General features: G+C 55.8%; 16 protein-coding genes and 1 other RNA gene. 13 read left to right on the forward strand and 4 right to left on the reverse strand.

The genetic code is table 11. The features are described from left to right. Nucleotides 1-99 precede the first annotated feature (99 nt). Nucleotides 100-3933 (reverse strand): FtsK/SpoIIIE domain-containing protein, encoded by a 3834-nt coding sequence (locus tag AB4Y71_RS07585; RefSeq protein WP_441719282.1) that lies wholly within the window; start codon nt 3931-3933, stop codon nt 100-102. A gap of 251 nt (nt 3934-4184) precedes the next feature. On the opposite strand from AB4Y71_RS07585, the gene AB4Y71_RS07590 reads away from it, so the two are divergent. The 13 genes from AB4Y71_RS07590 to AB4Y71_RS07650 all read left to right on the forward strand — a co-directional run bounded on the left by AB4Y71_RS07590 (nt 4185) and on the right by AB4Y71_RS07650 (nt 15360). Next, nucleotides 4185-5405: a CpaF family protein gene (locus tag AB4Y71_RS07590; protein ID WP_041649541.1), complete on the forward strand. Its 1221-nt coding sequence runs from the start codon at nt 4185-4187 to the stop codon at nt 5403-5405. Nucleotides 5406-5536: 131 nt separating this feature from the next. Then, the gene (locus tag AB4Y71_RS07595; protein WP_287031428.1) at nt 5537-6259 is read left to right on the forward strand and encodes a type II secretion system F family protein; all 723 of its coding nucleotides are present in this window, start codon (nt 5537-5539) and stop codon (nt 6257-6259) included. Then, a complete protein-coding gene (locus AB4Y71_RS07600) occupies nt 6256-7197 on the forward strand; it encodes a type II secretion system F family protein (protein ID WP_441719286.1) in 942 nt (313 codons plus the stop codon). The genes AB4Y71_RS07595 and AB4Y71_RS07600 overlap by 4 nt, the downstream gene beginning before the upstream one ends. Nucleotides 7198-7259: 62 nt before the next feature. Continuing rightward, the gene (locus AB4Y71_RS07605) at nt 7260-7493 is read left to right on the forward strand and encodes a hypothetical protein (RefSeq protein WP_223261521.1); all 234 of its coding nucleotides are present in this window, start codon (nt 7260-7262) and stop codon (nt 7491-7493) included. A 45-nt stretch (nt 7494-7538) separates the two neighbouring features. Continuing rightward, nucleotides 7539-7919 (forward strand): TadE family protein, encoded by a 381-nt coding sequence (locus AB4Y71_RS07610; RefSeq protein ID WP_013348567.1) that lies wholly within the window; start codon nt 7539-7541, stop codon nt 7917-7919. Between the two features lie 488 nt (nt 7920-8407). Further along, nucleotides 8408-8806 (forward strand): hypothetical protein, encoded by a 399-nt coding sequence (locus AB4Y71_RS07615; protein WP_134780494.1) that lies wholly within the window; start codon nt 8408-8410, stop codon nt 8804-8806. Between the two features lie 267 nt (nt 8807-9073). Continuing rightward, on the forward strand, nt 9074-10189 hold the full coding sequence (gene prfB, locus AB4Y71_RS07620; protein WP_013348570.1) for a peptide chain release factor 2: 1116 nt from the start codon (nt 9074-9076) through the stop codon (nt 10187-10189). Between the two features lie 280 nt (nt 10190-10469). Continuing rightward, nucleotides 10470-11267, forward strand: a complete 798-nt coding sequence (gene ftsE / locus AB4Y71_RS07625; protein WP_441719288.1) for a cell division ATP-binding protein FtsE — start codon at nt 10470-10472, stop codon at nt 11265-11267. Beyond that, nucleotides 11264-12178 (forward strand): permease-like cell division protein FtsX, encoded by a 915-nt coding sequence (gene ftsX / locus AB4Y71_RS07630; protein ID WP_441719290.1) that lies wholly within the window; start codon nt 11264-11266, stop codon nt 12176-12178. Before ftsE ends, ftsX begins: the two co-directional genes overlap by 4 nt. 52 nt (nt 12179-12230) lie before the next feature. Continuing rightward, the gene (locus AB4Y71_RS07635; protein WP_441719292.1) at nt 12231-13694 is read left to right on the forward strand and encodes a peptidoglycan DD-metalloendopeptidase family protein; all 1464 of its coding nucleotides are present in this window, start codon (nt 12231-12233) and stop codon (nt 13692-13694) included. A 54-nt stretch (nt 13695-13748) separates the two neighbouring features. Continuing rightward, a complete protein-coding gene (gene smpB / locus AB4Y71_RS07640) occupies nt 13749-14228 on the forward strand; it encodes an SsrA-binding protein SmpB (RefSeq protein WP_013348574.1) in 480 nt (159 codons plus the stop codon). Between the two features lie 113 nt (nt 14229-14341). Continuing rightward, nucleotides 14342-14710: a transfer-messenger RNA gene (gene ssrA / locus AB4Y71_RS07645) on the forward strand. A gap of 176 nt (nt 14711-14886) precedes the next feature. Continuing rightward, the gene (locus AB4Y71_RS07650) at nt 14887-15360 is read left to right on the forward strand and encodes a DUF2568 domain-containing protein (RefSeq protein WP_441719294.1); all 474 of its coding nucleotides are present in this window, start codon (nt 14887-14889) and stop codon (nt 15358-15360) included. 48 nt (nt 15361-15408) lie between these two features. Here the strand turns inward: AB4Y71_RS07650 and crcB are convergent, their stop codons facing one another. From crcB to AB4Y71_RS07665, 3 genes are read right to left on the reverse strand one after another with little or no spacing between them, the layout of a single operon-like run. After that, on the reverse strand, nt 15409-15789 hold the full coding sequence (crcB, locus tag AB4Y71_RS07655) for a fluoride efflux transporter CrcB (protein ID WP_013348578.1): 381 nt from the start codon (nt 15787-15789) through the stop codon (nt 15409-15411). Further along, the gene (locus AB4Y71_RS07660; protein ID WP_441719297.1) at nt 15789-16250 is read right to left on the reverse strand and encodes a fluoride efflux transporter FluC; all 462 of its coding nucleotides are present in this window, start codon (nt 16248-16250) and stop codon (nt 15789-15791) included. Before AB4Y71_RS07660 ends, crcB begins: the two co-directional genes overlap by 1 nt. Before the next feature lie 11 nt (nt 16251-16261). Beyond that, nucleotides 16262-16741, reverse strand: coding sequence for a universal stress protein (locus AB4Y71_RS07665; protein WP_441719300.1), 480 nt, complete (start codon nt 16739-16741; stop codon nt 16262-16264). Nucleotides 16742-16783 lie beyond the last annotated feature (42 nt).

Genomic DNA, 16783 nt, shown 5'->3' on the forward strand with positions numbered 1-16783 from the left:
TTAGCTCTTTGCCTGCTGCTCGCAGTTTGGCAAGGCAGCGTTGCGATCAACTTCTTCAAGGGCAAAGCATTCACCCGTGCGCCAATTATTGTTTGGCAGCTATTTCAGCTCATCCTCTCGGTCTCGTTCCTCAGCTCGAATATCCCGATGGTGACGGCCGTGGCGGTACTGGCCATCGTGATTGCCGGAACCACCGTAGTGATGCTCTTCGCGCCAAATACCACGGCTTTCCTCGGGGACCGGCCGAACCGCTAGAGGACTCTGGGCCAGATTATGCGGGATGTGGATCATTCGCGGCTTACCGTGTTTTGAGATAATTGCACGCCAATAGTCTCCAGAGTGAGCACTGGACCCTTGGGGAATCGCAGGCCAATTCATCGGCTGCAGATCTTGTGGATGCGTAGCTTCGACAACGACCACCTGCCGATCATCGAGCCCCACGGAGCTCATGCCCAAATCGAATGCCAGACGGCTCGAAGGCGGCACACACAAAACCACATTGAGTCCTGCTGATCTCAGCGCTTCCAACAGCGAGGGCAACCGGGAATCGTTGGTGGCTTCAAGGAATAGACACAGCAACTTTTCGCGAGCAGAGTTTGGTCCTTCGCACAGAGCCCGGACAAAATTCTCCAAGTCAACTAGCCCGCTTAGCTGCAAGCCATTCCAACGCTGGGCCAGAGCGACAGAAATCCGTAGGCGCTGTTGCACGTCAGGACAGAGCAAAACAACGCATTGGCTCATTGGCCGCGAAACCACTGCGCCATCGAACGGCGCATACCCCAGAAGATTTTGCGGCTCTGTTCCTGCACCCAGGGCGGCATCATCAGATGGTGGAAGTTGCAGCCAAGTACTACTGGTGGCTTCAGCCGCTTGAACCCGAGTGAGTTGAAAGACTTGGGGTGGATGTCCAGAACTTATCCTGACCCCTCGGCCCGGTAAAGGTGAACAAGTTGGGATTTTGGGCCAGATCATCCTTAACGACTCGGTGGCATTGAATGGGAAGAACCACTGCTCAGTGCATAGCCCGGTGGATTTCAACGTGTTTTGGTCGCGGTCTACAGCACATAGCACCAGGGGAGAACCGGCGCCTCCGAAGCGCAGCAACGAGCCGAGGGCCTCGTCCAATCGCTGAAAATGTTGTGGATGAATATTGGACTGCAACTGTGCCAATGAATGAACAATAATGATCAGCGATGGGTCTTGCGGCATGGATTCCAAGAAGTCGACAGCGTCGAGAAAGCTATAAAGATCTTCGCCTGTAACGACCCTGAGATTTCCAGTGGTGCCCTGAATCGGTGCTGGCCCGAAACAAAGTATTTTCCTTGGGGAATTGGCCAACGAGGCAAATAATTCGCTGGCGCCTGCTTCGGGCAGACCGCAGATTAGTATCGAACGTGAACGAGCCCGGTCTATGACTAATGGTTCGAGCCGTGCCCTGTGCAGATTATCAACGACACCGCAGTACAGTGCTCCGCGCTCGATTCCTTCCCAAGTTTCAGGGGGCTGGGCCGATTCTTCAGGCAACGGTAGCGGCTGTGCAAAACCAGATACCGGCCGTACTGTCGATTCCCACTTCGAGGCAAGTTCCGCCGCATGCGCTCGCAACGGATCGCTCGCCATGGGGACGAAGGCTTTTTCGAATCTGCACAAGGACATCAAACTAAGATCTTGGCGGTTGCGCTCGAAGAGTTCGCCGTGCAAGGGCGGTTCAATGGCCAGACTGCACTGCATATTTCGAGTGGGCTTAGTTGCGCTCTTGACGATGGCCTGTCCAGGTTCGATGAGCTTGGACGCTGCGGTGGAGCCGACCAGCTCTACAGACTCACTTTGATCGTTGACCCTCAAAGCGATAGTCGTGTTCAAGTTTGCCCGCGTCTGGCCGGTTAAAGCGCCGGCTGGACGTTGAGTGCTGAGGATCAGATGGATTCCCAACGCTCGTCCAACGGCAGCCAATCGATCAATTCTGAGGTTTGCTTGCGGAAGAGTTTCAATGAACACACGAAATTCGTCTACGACTACCAGTAAACGCGGTAGGACTTGTTCGGATTCATCGAGGGCTTGGTACTCGGCAATATCGCTACAGCCATGGGATGCCAGCAGTTCTTCACGTCGACGCACCTCATGCTCGAGCTGTTCCAGCGTGCGCTCAGCCGCTGCTTCGTCCAGGTCGCTTGCGAAAAGCTGGACATGGGGCAGTGATTCATAGACGCTGAGCCCAGCGCCACCCTTGAAATCGATGAGTGCGAAGGCCAATTGGGCCGGTGAGTAGTTACGAGCGAAATCCGAAATGATGCGTCTGAGCGCTTCCGATTTGCCTGAGCCGGTAGTGCCGCATACCAAGACGTGCGGCCCATCTTCATGAAGGTCGAGAAACACCTCTTCGCCTTGATCACTCATTCCAAGATGGGCACGTACGGCTAGCGTCGGCTCTTGTGTGGAGTCCAAGTGCGAAGTAATTGACCGTTTTTGCAGCGCTACGAGCTGGTGCACCATTTTGTCGAAGCGGGCGAGGCTCAACGGGCTCAAATTTTGCAATGCCAAACGTTCATCAGGCAGGTGTGCCGAGACTGGGTGCGGAGTAATCCAGTTTTCCGCGCATTCGGCCGTGGCCGGCCAGATCCCCAAAACCAGGGCACCCGGGACGGGCTGGGGTGCCTGGGCAGTGACGTAGATAGTAGACAATGCGTTGTCTTCGTTCCCAAAATGCCGCGATTCTTCTGGGGCTACCAGTTGGGCTGAGGAAACATGGCGCATCAGCAACAACGAGGAGGGAAGACACCTGATACTTGGATCGATTACAAGTCGAATCCGTCCTGCATGTATTGCGGGAAGGTACCGTGCGAGTACCGAGGCGAGGATGGATCCCGCATATTGTCCCTGCGTCGTCTTCAATTGCCAGATGCCAGTGGTGCTGGGGAAAAAGACTGGTCCGTACCAAGGCGCATCCGACTTCGGCTTTTTGAGGCTGCGGAATACTTTGCGGATTCCTTTCGGCGCTGAAGGAGCGATGTCTTGCGGAGACCATAGCCCTTCGCCCCATACCAGCGGCGGCACCTGGGCACAGGGGCGACCCAATGATGCCGAGTCCAGCTCGGAAACAAAGTACTCTCCAAGTTCGGGAGCGTAGTTCTTCCTGGCAGCAATTGCCGCAGCGCGCTGCGCTTTCACTTCTCTTTTCCACTGGCGCCGTTCGATCAGCAACTGACCGGCAGGGACCACGCCCATCAGTGCCGAAACGCCGCTCAATATGAGGAAGAGCATCGACCCGGTAACCAATGCCAGCAAGATGCCGGAGAGGATCGGTACGAAAGCAGCTAGGACCAAGGCAATCAGCCTTGCCATCTCTGGTTTGGGCGGAGCTTGGATCTCTAGTTGGTCAGGCGAGACCGAAATAGAAGATCCCTCCACCAGCGGATCGCCGATGGCAAATTCGGTGTGCCCGAGGATGAATCGCGAGCCTTGTTCTAAATCGACTGATTCGTATCGACTGCCATCGGGCATAGCGATCTGTTGATTAGCGCAGGCAGACAAATGCAGGCCCCGTGTTGTCACTGATAACTTCGCATGGATCCTGGAGACCAATGGGTCTTCCAACCACAGTGGAGCAGTTCTGCCAATAAGATGCTCGCCCTTGGACAGCGCAATCCATGCCCCGGCATCGGGGCCGCGCCGGATATAGAGCTTGAGGCACGACGTTGCTGTCGGTGCCGTGCGCACTGGCTGCGGTAACTCGCTGAGCAACAGCCTTTCGGAGGCAGGCAGAAGCTCCAGCTCTTCTAGCCGGCACGTGCCCGAATACCACTGTTGCCCCGGGAACTGCTGTTCTAGCAATCCAGCGAGCTGCTCGCCCGAGACTCGTCCGGACATCACAAGTTCGAATTGCCGCGGATGCTGAAATTTTCGGGAAATCAGAAGTAATTCATAGCGGACCATGAGGTCTCCTGAAAGTCATGGGAAAGTGTCATTTCCTATCTAAACCAGCAACTAGGCCGCAGAGGGTGCAAGAAAAACCGGTTGTGGAGAAACGGAAATTAACTATCCACAACTTCGAAAACCTCTTGAAAGCAATCTCCGAGGCAGATAGCATCCCTTGTCATACGAGTTGGCATGCTGTACCGACGACGCGCTCGCCGATAGTCCCCGGAAACGGGATCCTCCTGTAGGAAAGCTAAAAGGAGCCAGTGGTGGATGCGCTGTCTATTGTCGAAGATGAAGTGCGTGAGCTCGTTAGACGCCGAGGATTGGACCCAGCCAAGCAACCCGAGAAGATCCGGTCCCTGATTGGCGACGTAGTTCGTGATTACGACGAACGCGCTTTGCTCGGGGCTGTTCCTTCACTGGGATCGTTGGAAGCCGCCCAACGGTCGGTATTCGACAATGTGGCGGGGTTTGGTGCGCTGCAACCCTTATTGGATGATCCGTCAGTTGAAGAGATCTGGATCAATTCGCCTCATCAAGTGTTTTGCGCCCGAGGCGGGCAAAGCGAACTGACACATATTCGCATGGAAACTGCCGAAATCGCAGCACTGGTAGAACGCATGCTCAAGTCTTCTGGACGGCGTTTGGACCTGTCCCAACCCTTCGTGGACTGCCAATTACCCGATGGCTCGCGTCTGCATGTCGTGATTCCAGATATCACCCACGAACATTGGGCAATCAACATTCGCAAATTCATTGCTCGCGCAGGAAAACTGGACGATTTAGTTGACCTGGGGTCATTGAGCGAACAAGCCGCTTTGTTCCTTTCCACCGCAATCAGCGCCGGACTGAACGTCATCGTGACCGGTCCAACCCAAGCTGGCAAAACCACCATGCTCAACTGCTTGGCTTCGGCAATCGGCCCCAGAGAACGCATCATCACCATTGAAGAAATCTTCGAGTTGAATCTTTCACTACGAGATGTCGTTGCCATGCAAACACGTCTGGCCAATCTCGAAGGCACCGGCGAAATTACCATGCGACGGCTGGTCAAAGAAGCGTTGCGGATGCGTCCAGAACGAATCATCGTTGGTGAGGTCCGAGAAGCAGAATCCTTGGATATGCTGATTGCGCTGAATTCTGGAATCGCGGGGCTTTGCACCTTGCACGCAAATTCTGCCCGAGACGCAATTACGAAAATTTGCACTTTGCCACTGCTTGCCGGGCCGAATATCACCAGCGACTTCACCGTCAAGACGGTAGCCGCATGCATAGACCTGGTAGTTCATTGTGTTCGCGGGCCAGAGGGGCACCGCTATGTCAATGAAATCCTCAGCGTGCGCAACCGCGTCGAGGAAGGGCAAATTGAGTCCTCGACTTTATTCGAACGGCAAACTGAACGGCTGCTTCCGGCGCGGGGAGCAGATTGGTCCCATGAGAAGTTCGATGTTGCCGGAATCAACATTGCCGAATTGATGGCGGTTTAGCTGTGGTTGTGTTCTTTGCGCTTATGGGCGGATTAGGCATCGCGTTGATGGTTGACTGGTTGCTCTTTGCACCATGGGAAAAATCTCGAAATCGCAGTTCTGCCATCAAGAATGCTCTGCTCCATGCTGGCATGGGCAATTTGGCTCCCTCAAAGTTCATCGTGATCTGTGTCGTATGCGGAATAACGTTTACGTTGATTACCTTGGCACTGACCGCATCATGGCTCTTTGCCTTGGTCTTTTGCATTTTCGGTTCGTTTGCGCCGTGGGTCTATTTAAGACACCAAGCCGCTAAACGACAAGCCGCATTGCAAGAACAATGGCCAGAAGTGGTTGATCATTTGCGTAGCGCCATCCGGGCCGGTCTCTCACTTCCCGAAGCATTGAGTCAACTGGCAATGGTGGGTCCACAGATACTGCGCCCCTTATTCCGAGATTTCGCCTTGGACTATCGGGCAACCGCGAACTTTGCTGTCGCTCTGGACCAATTGGGCGAGCGCTTGGCAGACCCGGTGGCCGACAAGATTCTCACGACCCTGCGTATCACGCGTGAAGTTGGTGGCACTGACCTAGGACATACGCTCACGACGCTGTCGGCATTCTTGCGCGATGACGTCAGGACACGCGGGGAACTTGCAGCCCGCCAGTCCTGGATCGTGTCGGCGGCTCGTTTGGCCGTTGCCGCGCCATGGATCCTGCTCTTGGTCCTAGGCACACAGGAAGCAGCCAAGGATGCGTATATGACAGTTGGCGGTGTGATTGTGCTTTCGCTTGGCATGCTGGTTTCCTTCATTTGCTACCGAATCATGCTCCGCCTGGGTACCTTGCCGGTCGAAGAACGAGTGCTGGCATGAGCAGCTATGCGTCGTGGGCAGCGCTTTGCGGACTAGGGCTTGGCCTGGGTCTGTGGCTGATCGTTGTCAACCTGCCGGGATGGCGCAAGATGGCCTTCGCTGATCGGATTGCACCCCATGTTCGTGTTGGGGTGCGAAGCTCGCGCATGCTTGAAGACTCCTGGCATTCGGAATCCGGATACTCGGCATTAGGACAGTTAGCAGCGCCGATGTTGCTACAGATCAAAAGACTGGCAAGCCTGCATAGTCCTTCGGCGGATACACTCCGCAAGCGTTTGGACGCGGCCGGACTGGACATGAGCGTTATTGATTATCGGTCCCAAGAAATTGTCTATGCCTTGACGGGCTTGGTGGCCGGCTCTGCATTCATGGCCTTCGCCGCCATCCAATATCGGGTGTCGTTAGTCCTATCGGTGCTGGTCGTCGTCGGTTTCGGAATTATTGGCTACGCCATGCGCGGTTGGTGGCTCGGCGAACAAATCAACCGTAGAGCTAGAAAAATACTGACTCAGTTCCCGACAGTGGCTGAAGTTCTGGCCCTGACCGTCGGTGCGGGCGAATCAACCACTGGGGCCATCGAAAGAATTTCACGAATCTGTCATGGCGTGATCGGTGATGAATTCACGAAAACCTTGAACGATATTCACGCAGGTACACCGATGGTCCAGGCGATGCAGCACATGTCTGACCGGATGCAGGTCGGAGCCATGGCGCGATTTGTCGATGCCATTGTGGTGGCAACGGAGCGTGGCACGCCCTTGGCCCAAGTCCTCAGGGATCAAGCCCAAGATGTTCGGGATGCTTCCAAAAGAGAGCTCATGGAAGTCGCCGGAAAACGAGAGATTTCCATGCTTGTCCCAGTCGTATTCGGGATCCTTCCACTCACCATTGTTTTCGCGGTCTTCCCAGGCCTGGCGTTATTGGAGATGAGCTATTGAAAGATGCCTAGAAAGCTCGAATTATTCACGGTGAAAACCATTAATTAGTTGGAAGGATCCTCATGTACCGCCTACAAGAAGTGATGCTCAATCTCGTGTTGCAGGTCGTTGCAACCAGTGAACAAGTCTGGGGAAGATTTGCTCCGAAATTAAAGGACAGTCGAGGAGACGTACCAGGATGGGTCATGATCACGCTCATGTCTGCACTTCTGGTTGCCGCTTTGCTCGCCATCGCAGGACCACGTTTGCAGGACCTGTTCAACCAAGCCATTGATCGAGTTTCAGGGCTGGGATAGGCACATATGAGAGGTAAGGCGCATTCGCGGGAAGGTCCAGATCCTATGGAACCTTTGGGTAACGAACGTGGGTCTGCCGTAGCCGAATTTGTCATGATTACAACTTTGCTTGTGCTCATCGCGATGACGCTCGTGCAACTCGCGTTGGTATTGCACGTGCGCAACACCCTGATCGATGCGGCGTCGAACGGTGCCCACTATGGCGCCTTGGCCAACCGTTCAGCAGGCGATGCTGAAGGCAGGACTCGGACGTTGATCACCGAAAGCCTTCATGGTGGCTTTGCCTCAGGCATCGCAGTGAGTACGACCAACATTGGCGAGAATCAGCTGGTGAACGTATCCGTTAATACGCGAGTTCCTTTGATTGGACTCCTGCCGAATGGATGGGAGCTGCACGTTGAGGGAGAAGCGGTGCGTTATGACTAGCGTCCGGCACCTGGCTTGGAAGATCCGCGACAGAGCATGCGCCGATGAACGGGGGAGCGCGATCGTGGAGTTCATCTTTGCTTCCACGGTGCTGCTGATCCCCATGGTGTATTTGATTTTGGCCGCCGGCCAGCTTCAAGGCGGAAGTTATGCCGTAGTTGGTGCCGCTGACCACGCGGCCAAAGTCTTTGCAGTTGCCCAAACACCCGCCCAAGCCAGATCCGATGCGCATGCCGTCGTACGAAGGACCATGGCCAGCTTCGGGTATGCCAACGCGAGAACTTCAATAAGTTGTGACAAGGAGTGCCTAAGTCCGGGTAGCGTTGTCACGATCAGGGTCGAGTTAGATGTACCCTTGCCTTTTGTATCGGACTGGGTTGAAGCGTCGGCGTTCACCGTGGACTCTTCAGCCTCGCAAAGGACTGATCGATTTGGATAGGCCCAAACGAACGGTACCTAGACTAGGGGATGAGGACGGACAATCCCTCGTGCTGGCCATAGGCCTGTGCGCTATTACCTTGCTGACGATATCGGTGGTGCTGGCAGCCAGCGCGGTCAACCTCAAGGCCCGGCAGTTGCTGTCGCTGGCCGATGGGGCGGTCGTGGCTGCCGTTGATGAATTCGAATTCGTTGCCGACGGTGGCAGGCCAAAAATTCAGCTGGAGCAACAACGCGTGCATCGAGCCGTTCAACAGTACCTTTCGGATGTCGGAGCGGCCGGCCGGGTCGATAACTTACGTGTTACACGAGTGCAAATCATGTCTGATGGGCAAGGAGCCAGGCTCAAGCTCAGTGGGTCGGTGCAACCTCCAATCGTGGGATGGATTATTCCAAGCGGCGTTCCCATAACCGTCGAATCAACGGCCCGAACTGTCCTGAGCAGATAAATCCGTGAGGCAAACCGGTCGACGGTGACAGCGCATTCGGATTTTCCTGTTTTCGGTAGCCAAGGCCGCGGTCGCGGTATGTACCTCATCAAAATTCCCGCTAGGTAAAGCACACAGCGGTCGGTGCCGGAATTTGAGCACTCTGCTCTGGCGCGGGCCACAAGGTTCATTGCTGCGATTTCCGGTCGCAACTGTGCGTGGAGCGTACCTGCCGCGCTACGGCTGGACTCAAGGATCAACGGGTAAATGACGTAGTCTTAGAAGACCATGGCTAAAACTGACTTCTCCGCTGAAATCCGCTCACTGCGTTCGACATTCTCCGCAATTGAAGACGTGAGCGATGTCGATCAGATCAAGGCTGACATTGCAGTCCTCTCGGAGGAAGCCGGCGTTCCCAACCTCTGGGATGACCCGGCTGCTGCACAAATCGTCACCAGTAAGCTATCCCATCGCCAGTCGGAGCTGGAGCGGCTAACTCGTTTGCGTACCCGGATCGATGATCTGGAAGTTCTCGTTGAGCTAGCCGAGCTTGAAGACGATGCCGATACGTTGGATGAGGCAGAAAAAGAGCTAGTCAGCATCCAGAAATCACTTGCTGATCTGGAAATCGTGACGTTGCTGAGTGGTGAATTCGATTCTCGTGGTGCAGTCGTGACCATTCGCTCTGGCGCAGGCGGCGTTGATGCCGCAGACTTCGCAGAGATGCTGTTGCGCATGTACCTGCGTTGGGCCGAGCGCCGTGGATACAAGGCTACTGTCATGGATACTTCCTATGCCGAAGAGGCCGGGCTTAAGTCGGCAACCTTTGAAATCGACGCGCCATATGCCTTCGGTACGCTATCGGTAGAAGCCGGCACGCACCGTCTGGTTCGTATTTCGCCTTTCGATAACCAGGGTCGTCGCCAGACGTCGTTTGCTGCGGTGGAAGTTGTTCCGCTGATCGAGCAGACTGACACGATCGAAATTCCTGAATCGGAAATTCGCGTGGATGTCTTCCGTTCTTCGGGTCCTGGCGGCCAGAGCGTGAACACCACGGACTCTGCAGTACGCATGACGCACATTCCTACTGGTGTTGTGGTCTCGATGCAGAACGAAAAGTCGCAGATCCAGAACCGTGCCGCCGCCCTTCGAGTCCTTCAGTCTCGACTGCTGTTGCTGAAGAAGGAACAGGAAGATGCGCAGAAGAAGGAATTTGCCGGAGACGTGAAGGCAACGTGGGGCGACCAGATGCGCTCCTACGTGCTCAACCCGTACCAAATGGTCAAGGACCTGCGCACTGAACATGAAGTGGGCAACACCCAGGCCGTGCTTGACGGCGAAATTGACGACTTCATTGATGCCGGTATCCGCTGGCGTGCAGGAGAGCGTCGCCCAAGTAAGTAAGCGCTATCGCGAATCCCCTCTGGGGTAAACGTTTTTGTCATAAAGGGTGTAAGTATCGTCACCGGCACGAAGTTCGCATCGCTGAATATGGCTAGTCATGCCCAAGCTGAGCACTTTGGGTTAGCTGTACGTAGGGCATGAATCTGGCAACACACCTTTTATTTAGGCGAGTTCGTTACCTTGCACAGATAGTGTTTGGAAGACTGGCGCATCCAAAAACGTTTGATCTCGAGATTGGTATTCGTGGGTCGCGCCCCGACGAAGACTAGCGATTGAAGACATGATTAAATTCGAAAACGTCTCGATGGTTTACGAGCCGAAGCAGCAGAATGCGGCTTTGGAAGATGTAAGCATCGAGATAGACCGTGGCGAATTCGCCTTCTTGGTTGGTGAATCCGGTTCGGGTAAGTCGACCTTCCTTAGTTTGGTATTGCGCGAAAAGCGCTCCACTGGCGGTTCCGTCTATGTGGCAGGTCAGAACCTGAACCGCATCCCGAGCCGCCGTGTGCCTAAACTGCGCCGTGACATCGGGTTCGTTTTCCAGGACTTCCGGCTGTTGCGCGAACGTACGGTTTTCGACAATGTGGCTTTCGCCATGGAAGTTATTGGTGCCTCCCGGGCTCAGATTCGCGAGCGGGTGCCGGACGCACTGAAAATGGTAGGTCTTGAAGATAAGGCTCGACGCAAGCCAACTGAACTTTCCGGTGGTGAGCAGCAGCGCGTCGGCATTGCCCGCGCTATTGTCAACAGGCCATCGATCTTGCTTGCCGATGAGCCCACGGGCAACTTGGACCGCAAGAACAGCATTGAAGTCATGAACGTGCTCAACCGCATTAATCAGAACGGCACTACCGTCCTGATGGCAACGCACGCACACGAACTGGTCAGCGAGTACCGCCACCGCGTGATCGAGCTGAGCCGCGGACAAGTTATCCGCGACGAAATTGATGGCCAGTACGCACCGATGACCACCGTGGTCAACCAGGACGGTTCGCGTGAATTGCTTGTTGGCGATTCCGCGGTGGTATACGACGAAGAGTCACAGGTGGCTGAGGAAAAGAAAGACGAGGACCAGTGAGACTAGGATTTATTCTCCGCGAAGCGGCGAAGGGCCTGCGGCAGAACGTCGTCATGGTCGTCTCCGTGGTACTGGTGACCTTCGTATCGTTGACCTTCGTTGGTGCCTCGGTATTGTTGCAGCTCCAGATCAACCAGATGAAGGGCTACTGGTATGACCGCATGGAAGTTGCGGTTTACCTCTGCGATGACACCAGCACTTCGCCAAACTGCGCTGGCAGCGCTGTTTCCGAAGAGCAGCGCCAGAACATCGAAGAGATGCTCAAATCCGAGCAGCTCGCCCCGTACATCAAGGAATTTGCCTACGAGTCCAAGGACCAGGCGTACAAGAACTTCTTGGACCAGTACGAGAACTCGGCTTTGGTTGACCAGGTCACTGCCGAGCAGCTGCCTGAATCATTCCGCGTAGCACTGGTGGACCCGGAAAAGTATCCGGTGATCAATGAAGCCTTCTCCACCGTTGAAGGTGTTGACTCAGTCATTGACCAGAGAGAATTGCTTGAAAAGGTCTTCCAATTAGTGCGTGTGGCTTCCGCTGCGGCAGCTGTCGTGGCAATCGTGATGATCGTTTGTGCGGTCTTGCTGACGGGTACAACCATTCAGCTTTCGGCCATGCACCGACGGCTTGAGACAACCATCATGCGACTCGTCGGAGCATCAAAAGCAACAATTCAGCTGCCATTCATTATCGAAGGTGTGATTGCGTCGCTGATTGGCGGTTTGCTTGCATCGGGGACTCTGTGGTTGCTGTTGCGGTTCCTCGTTGAGGACAAACTGGCCAATGAAAACGTGGGTGTAGCTTTCATCTCTACCAACGATATTTGGCTAGTTGCTCCGATACTCTTGATTATTGGTATCGTTTTGGCCACAATTTCATCAGTGGTAACGTTGAAGCGTTACCTGAAGGTTTAGCCGAATCGTTACTTAGGCTGAACCGAAGTACGCAATTTCTTAAAGGAGCTCTATGCTTTCGAACGCAGTGCGACGTAAATTCCTACGCGCCTCTATCGGTGGAGCCATGGCTCTCGCGCTGACGTTGCCGGCAGGCTTGGTTGTCGCCGATGAACTGGACGACAAGAAAGCTCAAGTCGAAAAGAATATCGACAACCTCGAGAACGACATGGAGTTCTTGGATGCTGACATCCAAGAAACCGATCAGAAGTTGCGTAACCAGCAGGCCCAGGTTCCTATTGCACAGCAGGCATTGGCTGACGCGCAAAGCCGCGTAGCCAATGCCCAAGCAACTGTAGCCGACCTCAACAACCGCTTGGTCAGCGCGCAGGCCACTCGCGATGAAGTCGCCAAGCAGATCGAAGAAAACGCCGCAAAGATTTCAGAAGCCGAAGACGCGATGGCACAAATCGCTTCCGAAGCCTATAAGCGAGGCGGTGTTTCAGGCGGCCTGGACATGATTCTGAACATGGACTCGGCCACCAAGATGGCTGACGGGCTGGACATGGCCAACCGTGCCATGGAATCCCAGAACGCCAAGTACAACGATCTGGCGCAGGAGCAGGCAAGCAACGAAAGCAATAAGCTTCGACTAGTTGCTGTCGAGAAGGAAATTTCTTCCCTGAAGGCACAGGCCGAGGAGGCCTTGGCGCAGGAGCAGGCCGCTCGCGACGCCGCACAGAGCGCCAAGAATGAGCTGGACGCGCTGGTTGCCAGCACCGAAAAGCTCAGCGCCGAACTGGAATCTCAGAAGCCACGAATTCAAGCCAAGCTGGATAAACAGCAAAAGGAATACGCGGCGGTCAACCAGCAGATCAAGGAACGCCAGGAGCGTTTGATCCGCGAAGCCGCCGAGCGTAAGCGCAAGGCTGAAGAAAAAGCGCGTAAGGAAGCCGAAGCAGAGCGGAAGCGCATCGCTGCCGAAAAGGCTGCGTATGAAGCTGAGCAGGAACGCAAGGCCGCCGAGGCCAAGGCGCAGAAAAAGACTTACAAGAAGAAGACCTATGTGGCTCCGAAGCCTGAGAAGAAGACTTCAAGCTACTCTGAGCCGAGCAGCTGGGGATTGGTTAAGCCGACCACCAGTAACCGATTGACCTCGACTTTCGGCTGGCGTCCAACTCCTGCCGGAACCATTGATTACGGTGGCCGTGGCGGTTACGTCCACGCAGGCATTGACTGGGGCTTTGGCGGCCAATGCGGTTCGCCGATTACAGCTGCAGCTGCCGGTGAGGTCTGGATGGCCGGCTGGGGTGGCTCCTCGGGCAACAAGGTCACTCTTTCGCACGGCGTCATCAAAGGCAAGGCCTTGGCAACCAATTACCACCACATGTCACGCATCGCAGTGAGCGTGGGCCAGCATGTGAAACGTGGCCAGGTAATCGGCTATGTCGGTACCACCGGTAACTCGACTGGCTGCCACTTGCACTTCGAAACGATTATCAACGGTTCCCATGTGAACCCATTGGGACTTCTCTAGCGCTAGACTTGTAGTCTGTGCGCGGGAATCCGCCCGCGACATGCAAGGAGAAACGTGGCTAAGAAGAACCAAGAAGATCGAGTGATCGCGAGCAACCGCAAGGCGCGCCACGATTTTGAAATTCTCGACACCTTCGAAGCAGGCATGGTGCTCACGGGTACTGAAGTGAAGTCGCTGCGCGAAGGCAAAGCCTCGCTGGTGGACGGCTTCTGCCAGTTCTACCGTGATGAGCTGTACATCGAGAATGTCTATATCCCTGAATACCTCAATGGATCGTGGACCAATCATGCGGCACGTCGTCGCCGCAAGCTTTTGCTGCACCGCCAGGAACTAATCAAAATTGAGCGCAAGATCAGCGAGGCCGGGCTCACCGTTGTCCCATTGAGCCTGTACTTCAAATCTGGCCGTGCCAAGGTGGAAATCGGCGTAGCCCGCGGTAAGCGGGAATTCGACAAGCGGCAGACCCTGCGCGAAAAGCAGGACAACCGCGAAGCGTTGCGTGCGATGCGTGAGCGCAACCGCGGCAACGCCTAAGACCAGGGTGTGGTGCATTTCGCGTTGGAGCAATCCCATGCGTTGCGCTATGCTTGATAGACACGCCTTAGGGTGTGGTTGTACTCGGGAAACCGGGACTGACAACAAAATACGGGGATGATCGGTTTCGACGGTGTGAGTCGCGACAGATGAAGCGGGCCGAGGACGCAAAGTTATCTCGTAAACGCTCTTTGCAAACCAATAAGTGCCGAATCAAAGCGCACTGACTTCGCTCTCGCTGCCTAAGCAGCCAGACAGTCCGTTAGCCAGGGGATGCTATCGCCCCTGTTCCTAACGTCATTTAGATAGCCACTGTATCCAGCGGATGTTGCCGCTGCTGGGTACACATTTAGGCAACTGTGCCCGGATCAACCACATGTTTGCGTGATGGTTGGGGCAGAGAAATTCCGTAGCAAACTGCGCCCGGAGAAGACCTGGCAACACCACATCGGACGGGAGTTCAATTCTCCCCATCTCCACAAAATTCAGCTCCGGAATCAGGACCAACGTCTTGATTCCGGAGCTTTTTGTTTGCCTCGAAGTCGGCGTTTGCATCGCGAGCCTGTTCGCAGGATGGAGAATTTACACATAGACTTGAAATGAAAGTCCTAGGCTTTGAAACGGCATCGTGTGCAGAATTGGAGTGAGATTGAAGTCGATGGGTAAAAATAGTTCCCAACGGGTATCGCCTTTCCTTTCAGCAATCTATGCCGTAGTGGCTTTCCTCTTGGAAGTAGGACTGCTCTTCGCCGCAGCGTTGGCGGCGATCGCCTTCGTCGACTTGCCGACGATTCCGGCAATTCTCGTAGTAGTTATTCCGCTGTTGGTGGTGTGGGCGATCTTCTTCTCCCCGAAGGCCGTCGTCAAGCTCCGGTTGCGCACCAGGCTGCTGCTGATACATATCATTTACCTGGTTGGCGCTTACGTCCTCTGGCTGAGCGTGGACCACTCCTTCTATGACCAGTCCCAGATCTGGGCGATTGCGATGCTCGCGTTGACCGCAATCAGCGCGATATTGATCATTGCCACCGGTGGTTATGTGGTGCCGCACGACCGGACCAAGAAGCCGCCTAAGCAGGCTCCAAGCAGAGCAAGTAGCGGTGCTCCCAAGGGACGACGCGCAGCTCGCTAGAATTACAGCAAATGCCAAGCCGAAGGGCTTGGCATTTGTTATTTCCGGCTAGAACAGCAACGCAACTTGGAAGCCGAGCAGGGCCGCTAAGACCGTCGCCAGCAAGGTACCTGCGGCGTTAACCAGGCTGGCTGCAAGCTGGCCTGCCTGCAGCAGGCGAATGGTTTCGAAACTGGCCGTCGAAAATGTCGTGTAGCCGCCAAGTAGGCCCGTACCGGCTGCCACTAGCCATGGCTCAGGCAAGAGCCCTCCGGCGAACAGCCCGGTGAGCAGGCCCAAAGCGAAGGACCCTGAGATGTTGATGAGGATCGTTCCCCAGGGCAACGAGCTTGGAAGCCATAATTTGATCAGAGCATCAAGCACGAAGCGCAGGCAGGCACCTACGCCGCCACACAGCGAGACGATCAGGAATAAGCCGGGGGAGAGCACTATCGACGTCCTCCTGGGGATCGGGCCGCCCATTTGGCACCCACCGCGATACCGCACCAGGTCGCCAGCGCGCCGAGGATCACCGTGCCCAGGGGATAAGCCAGCGCCCAGGGCATGGCCCCGGAGCGCAACAACTGCATGGTTCCTGTAGCCAGGGCGCTGTAGGTGGTGAAGCCACCCATGAAGCCGGTGCCCAGCAACAGGCGAAGCGAGCGGCGCCGGCCCACATCCCGGCCTCGTCGCGAGAGCGCTTCAAGCAGCATCCCCAGCAGGAAGGCGCCGAGGATATTGGCGATGAAAATTGAGACCAGGACAACGCTTGCCTCGGGGAAGAGCATGCCTAAGGCCTGCCGGGCGGCAGTTCCCAGTGCGCCACCGAGGAACACCAGCAACAGCAAGCCAGGACGCAGATAGAATCGTGGCGCAGAGTTCTGCGAGGTTGGTGCCGGTGGCAATGTCATGGTGCGGGGAGCTATTCTGCGCGAGGGGAAGCTGGTGGCGGGACCAGGAGGACTGGATAGCACTGTCGATGCGCCAGATGCAGGGCGACGGAGCCGTTGAGCACCTCGCGTATCCTGTTGGCCACCGAGCGCTGGCGAACTCCGAGCACGATCAATGCCGCGTCATGGGCCACGGCAAGCTGTGCCAGTTGCGCTCCGGCTCCGCCAGCCCTGGCCTGGGTCTGCCAGTGCAGGTCCAAGCCTGCCAACTGCGCTTGGATCTGCTGGAGCAGTTCCGCGGGGAAGTCCTGAAGCGATTCTTCGCCGGAATCAGGGTCCAGCGGGGCGCTGCGCACGGAGCCATCGTCCAGTTCTTCCAGCTGGTAGCGGGTGACATCCACGTGGATGCACAGCAACGTGGTGCGCAGCTTGGCGGCAAGTTCTGCGGCGGTGGCCAGCACATGGGCATCAACGCGATCGGGAACGCCGAGAATGATCGGCCGTGCAACCATGCTGCCTCCCTGAGCGCTCGGGTGCGCCGTGGTGGCGCGTCG

The sequence above is a fragment of the Glutamicibacter sp. MCAF14 genome (assembly GCF_052114325.1).
Taxonomy (GTDB): Bacteria; Actinomycetota; Actinomycetes; order Actinomycetales; family Micrococcaceae; genus Glutamicibacter; species Glutamicibacter arilaitensis.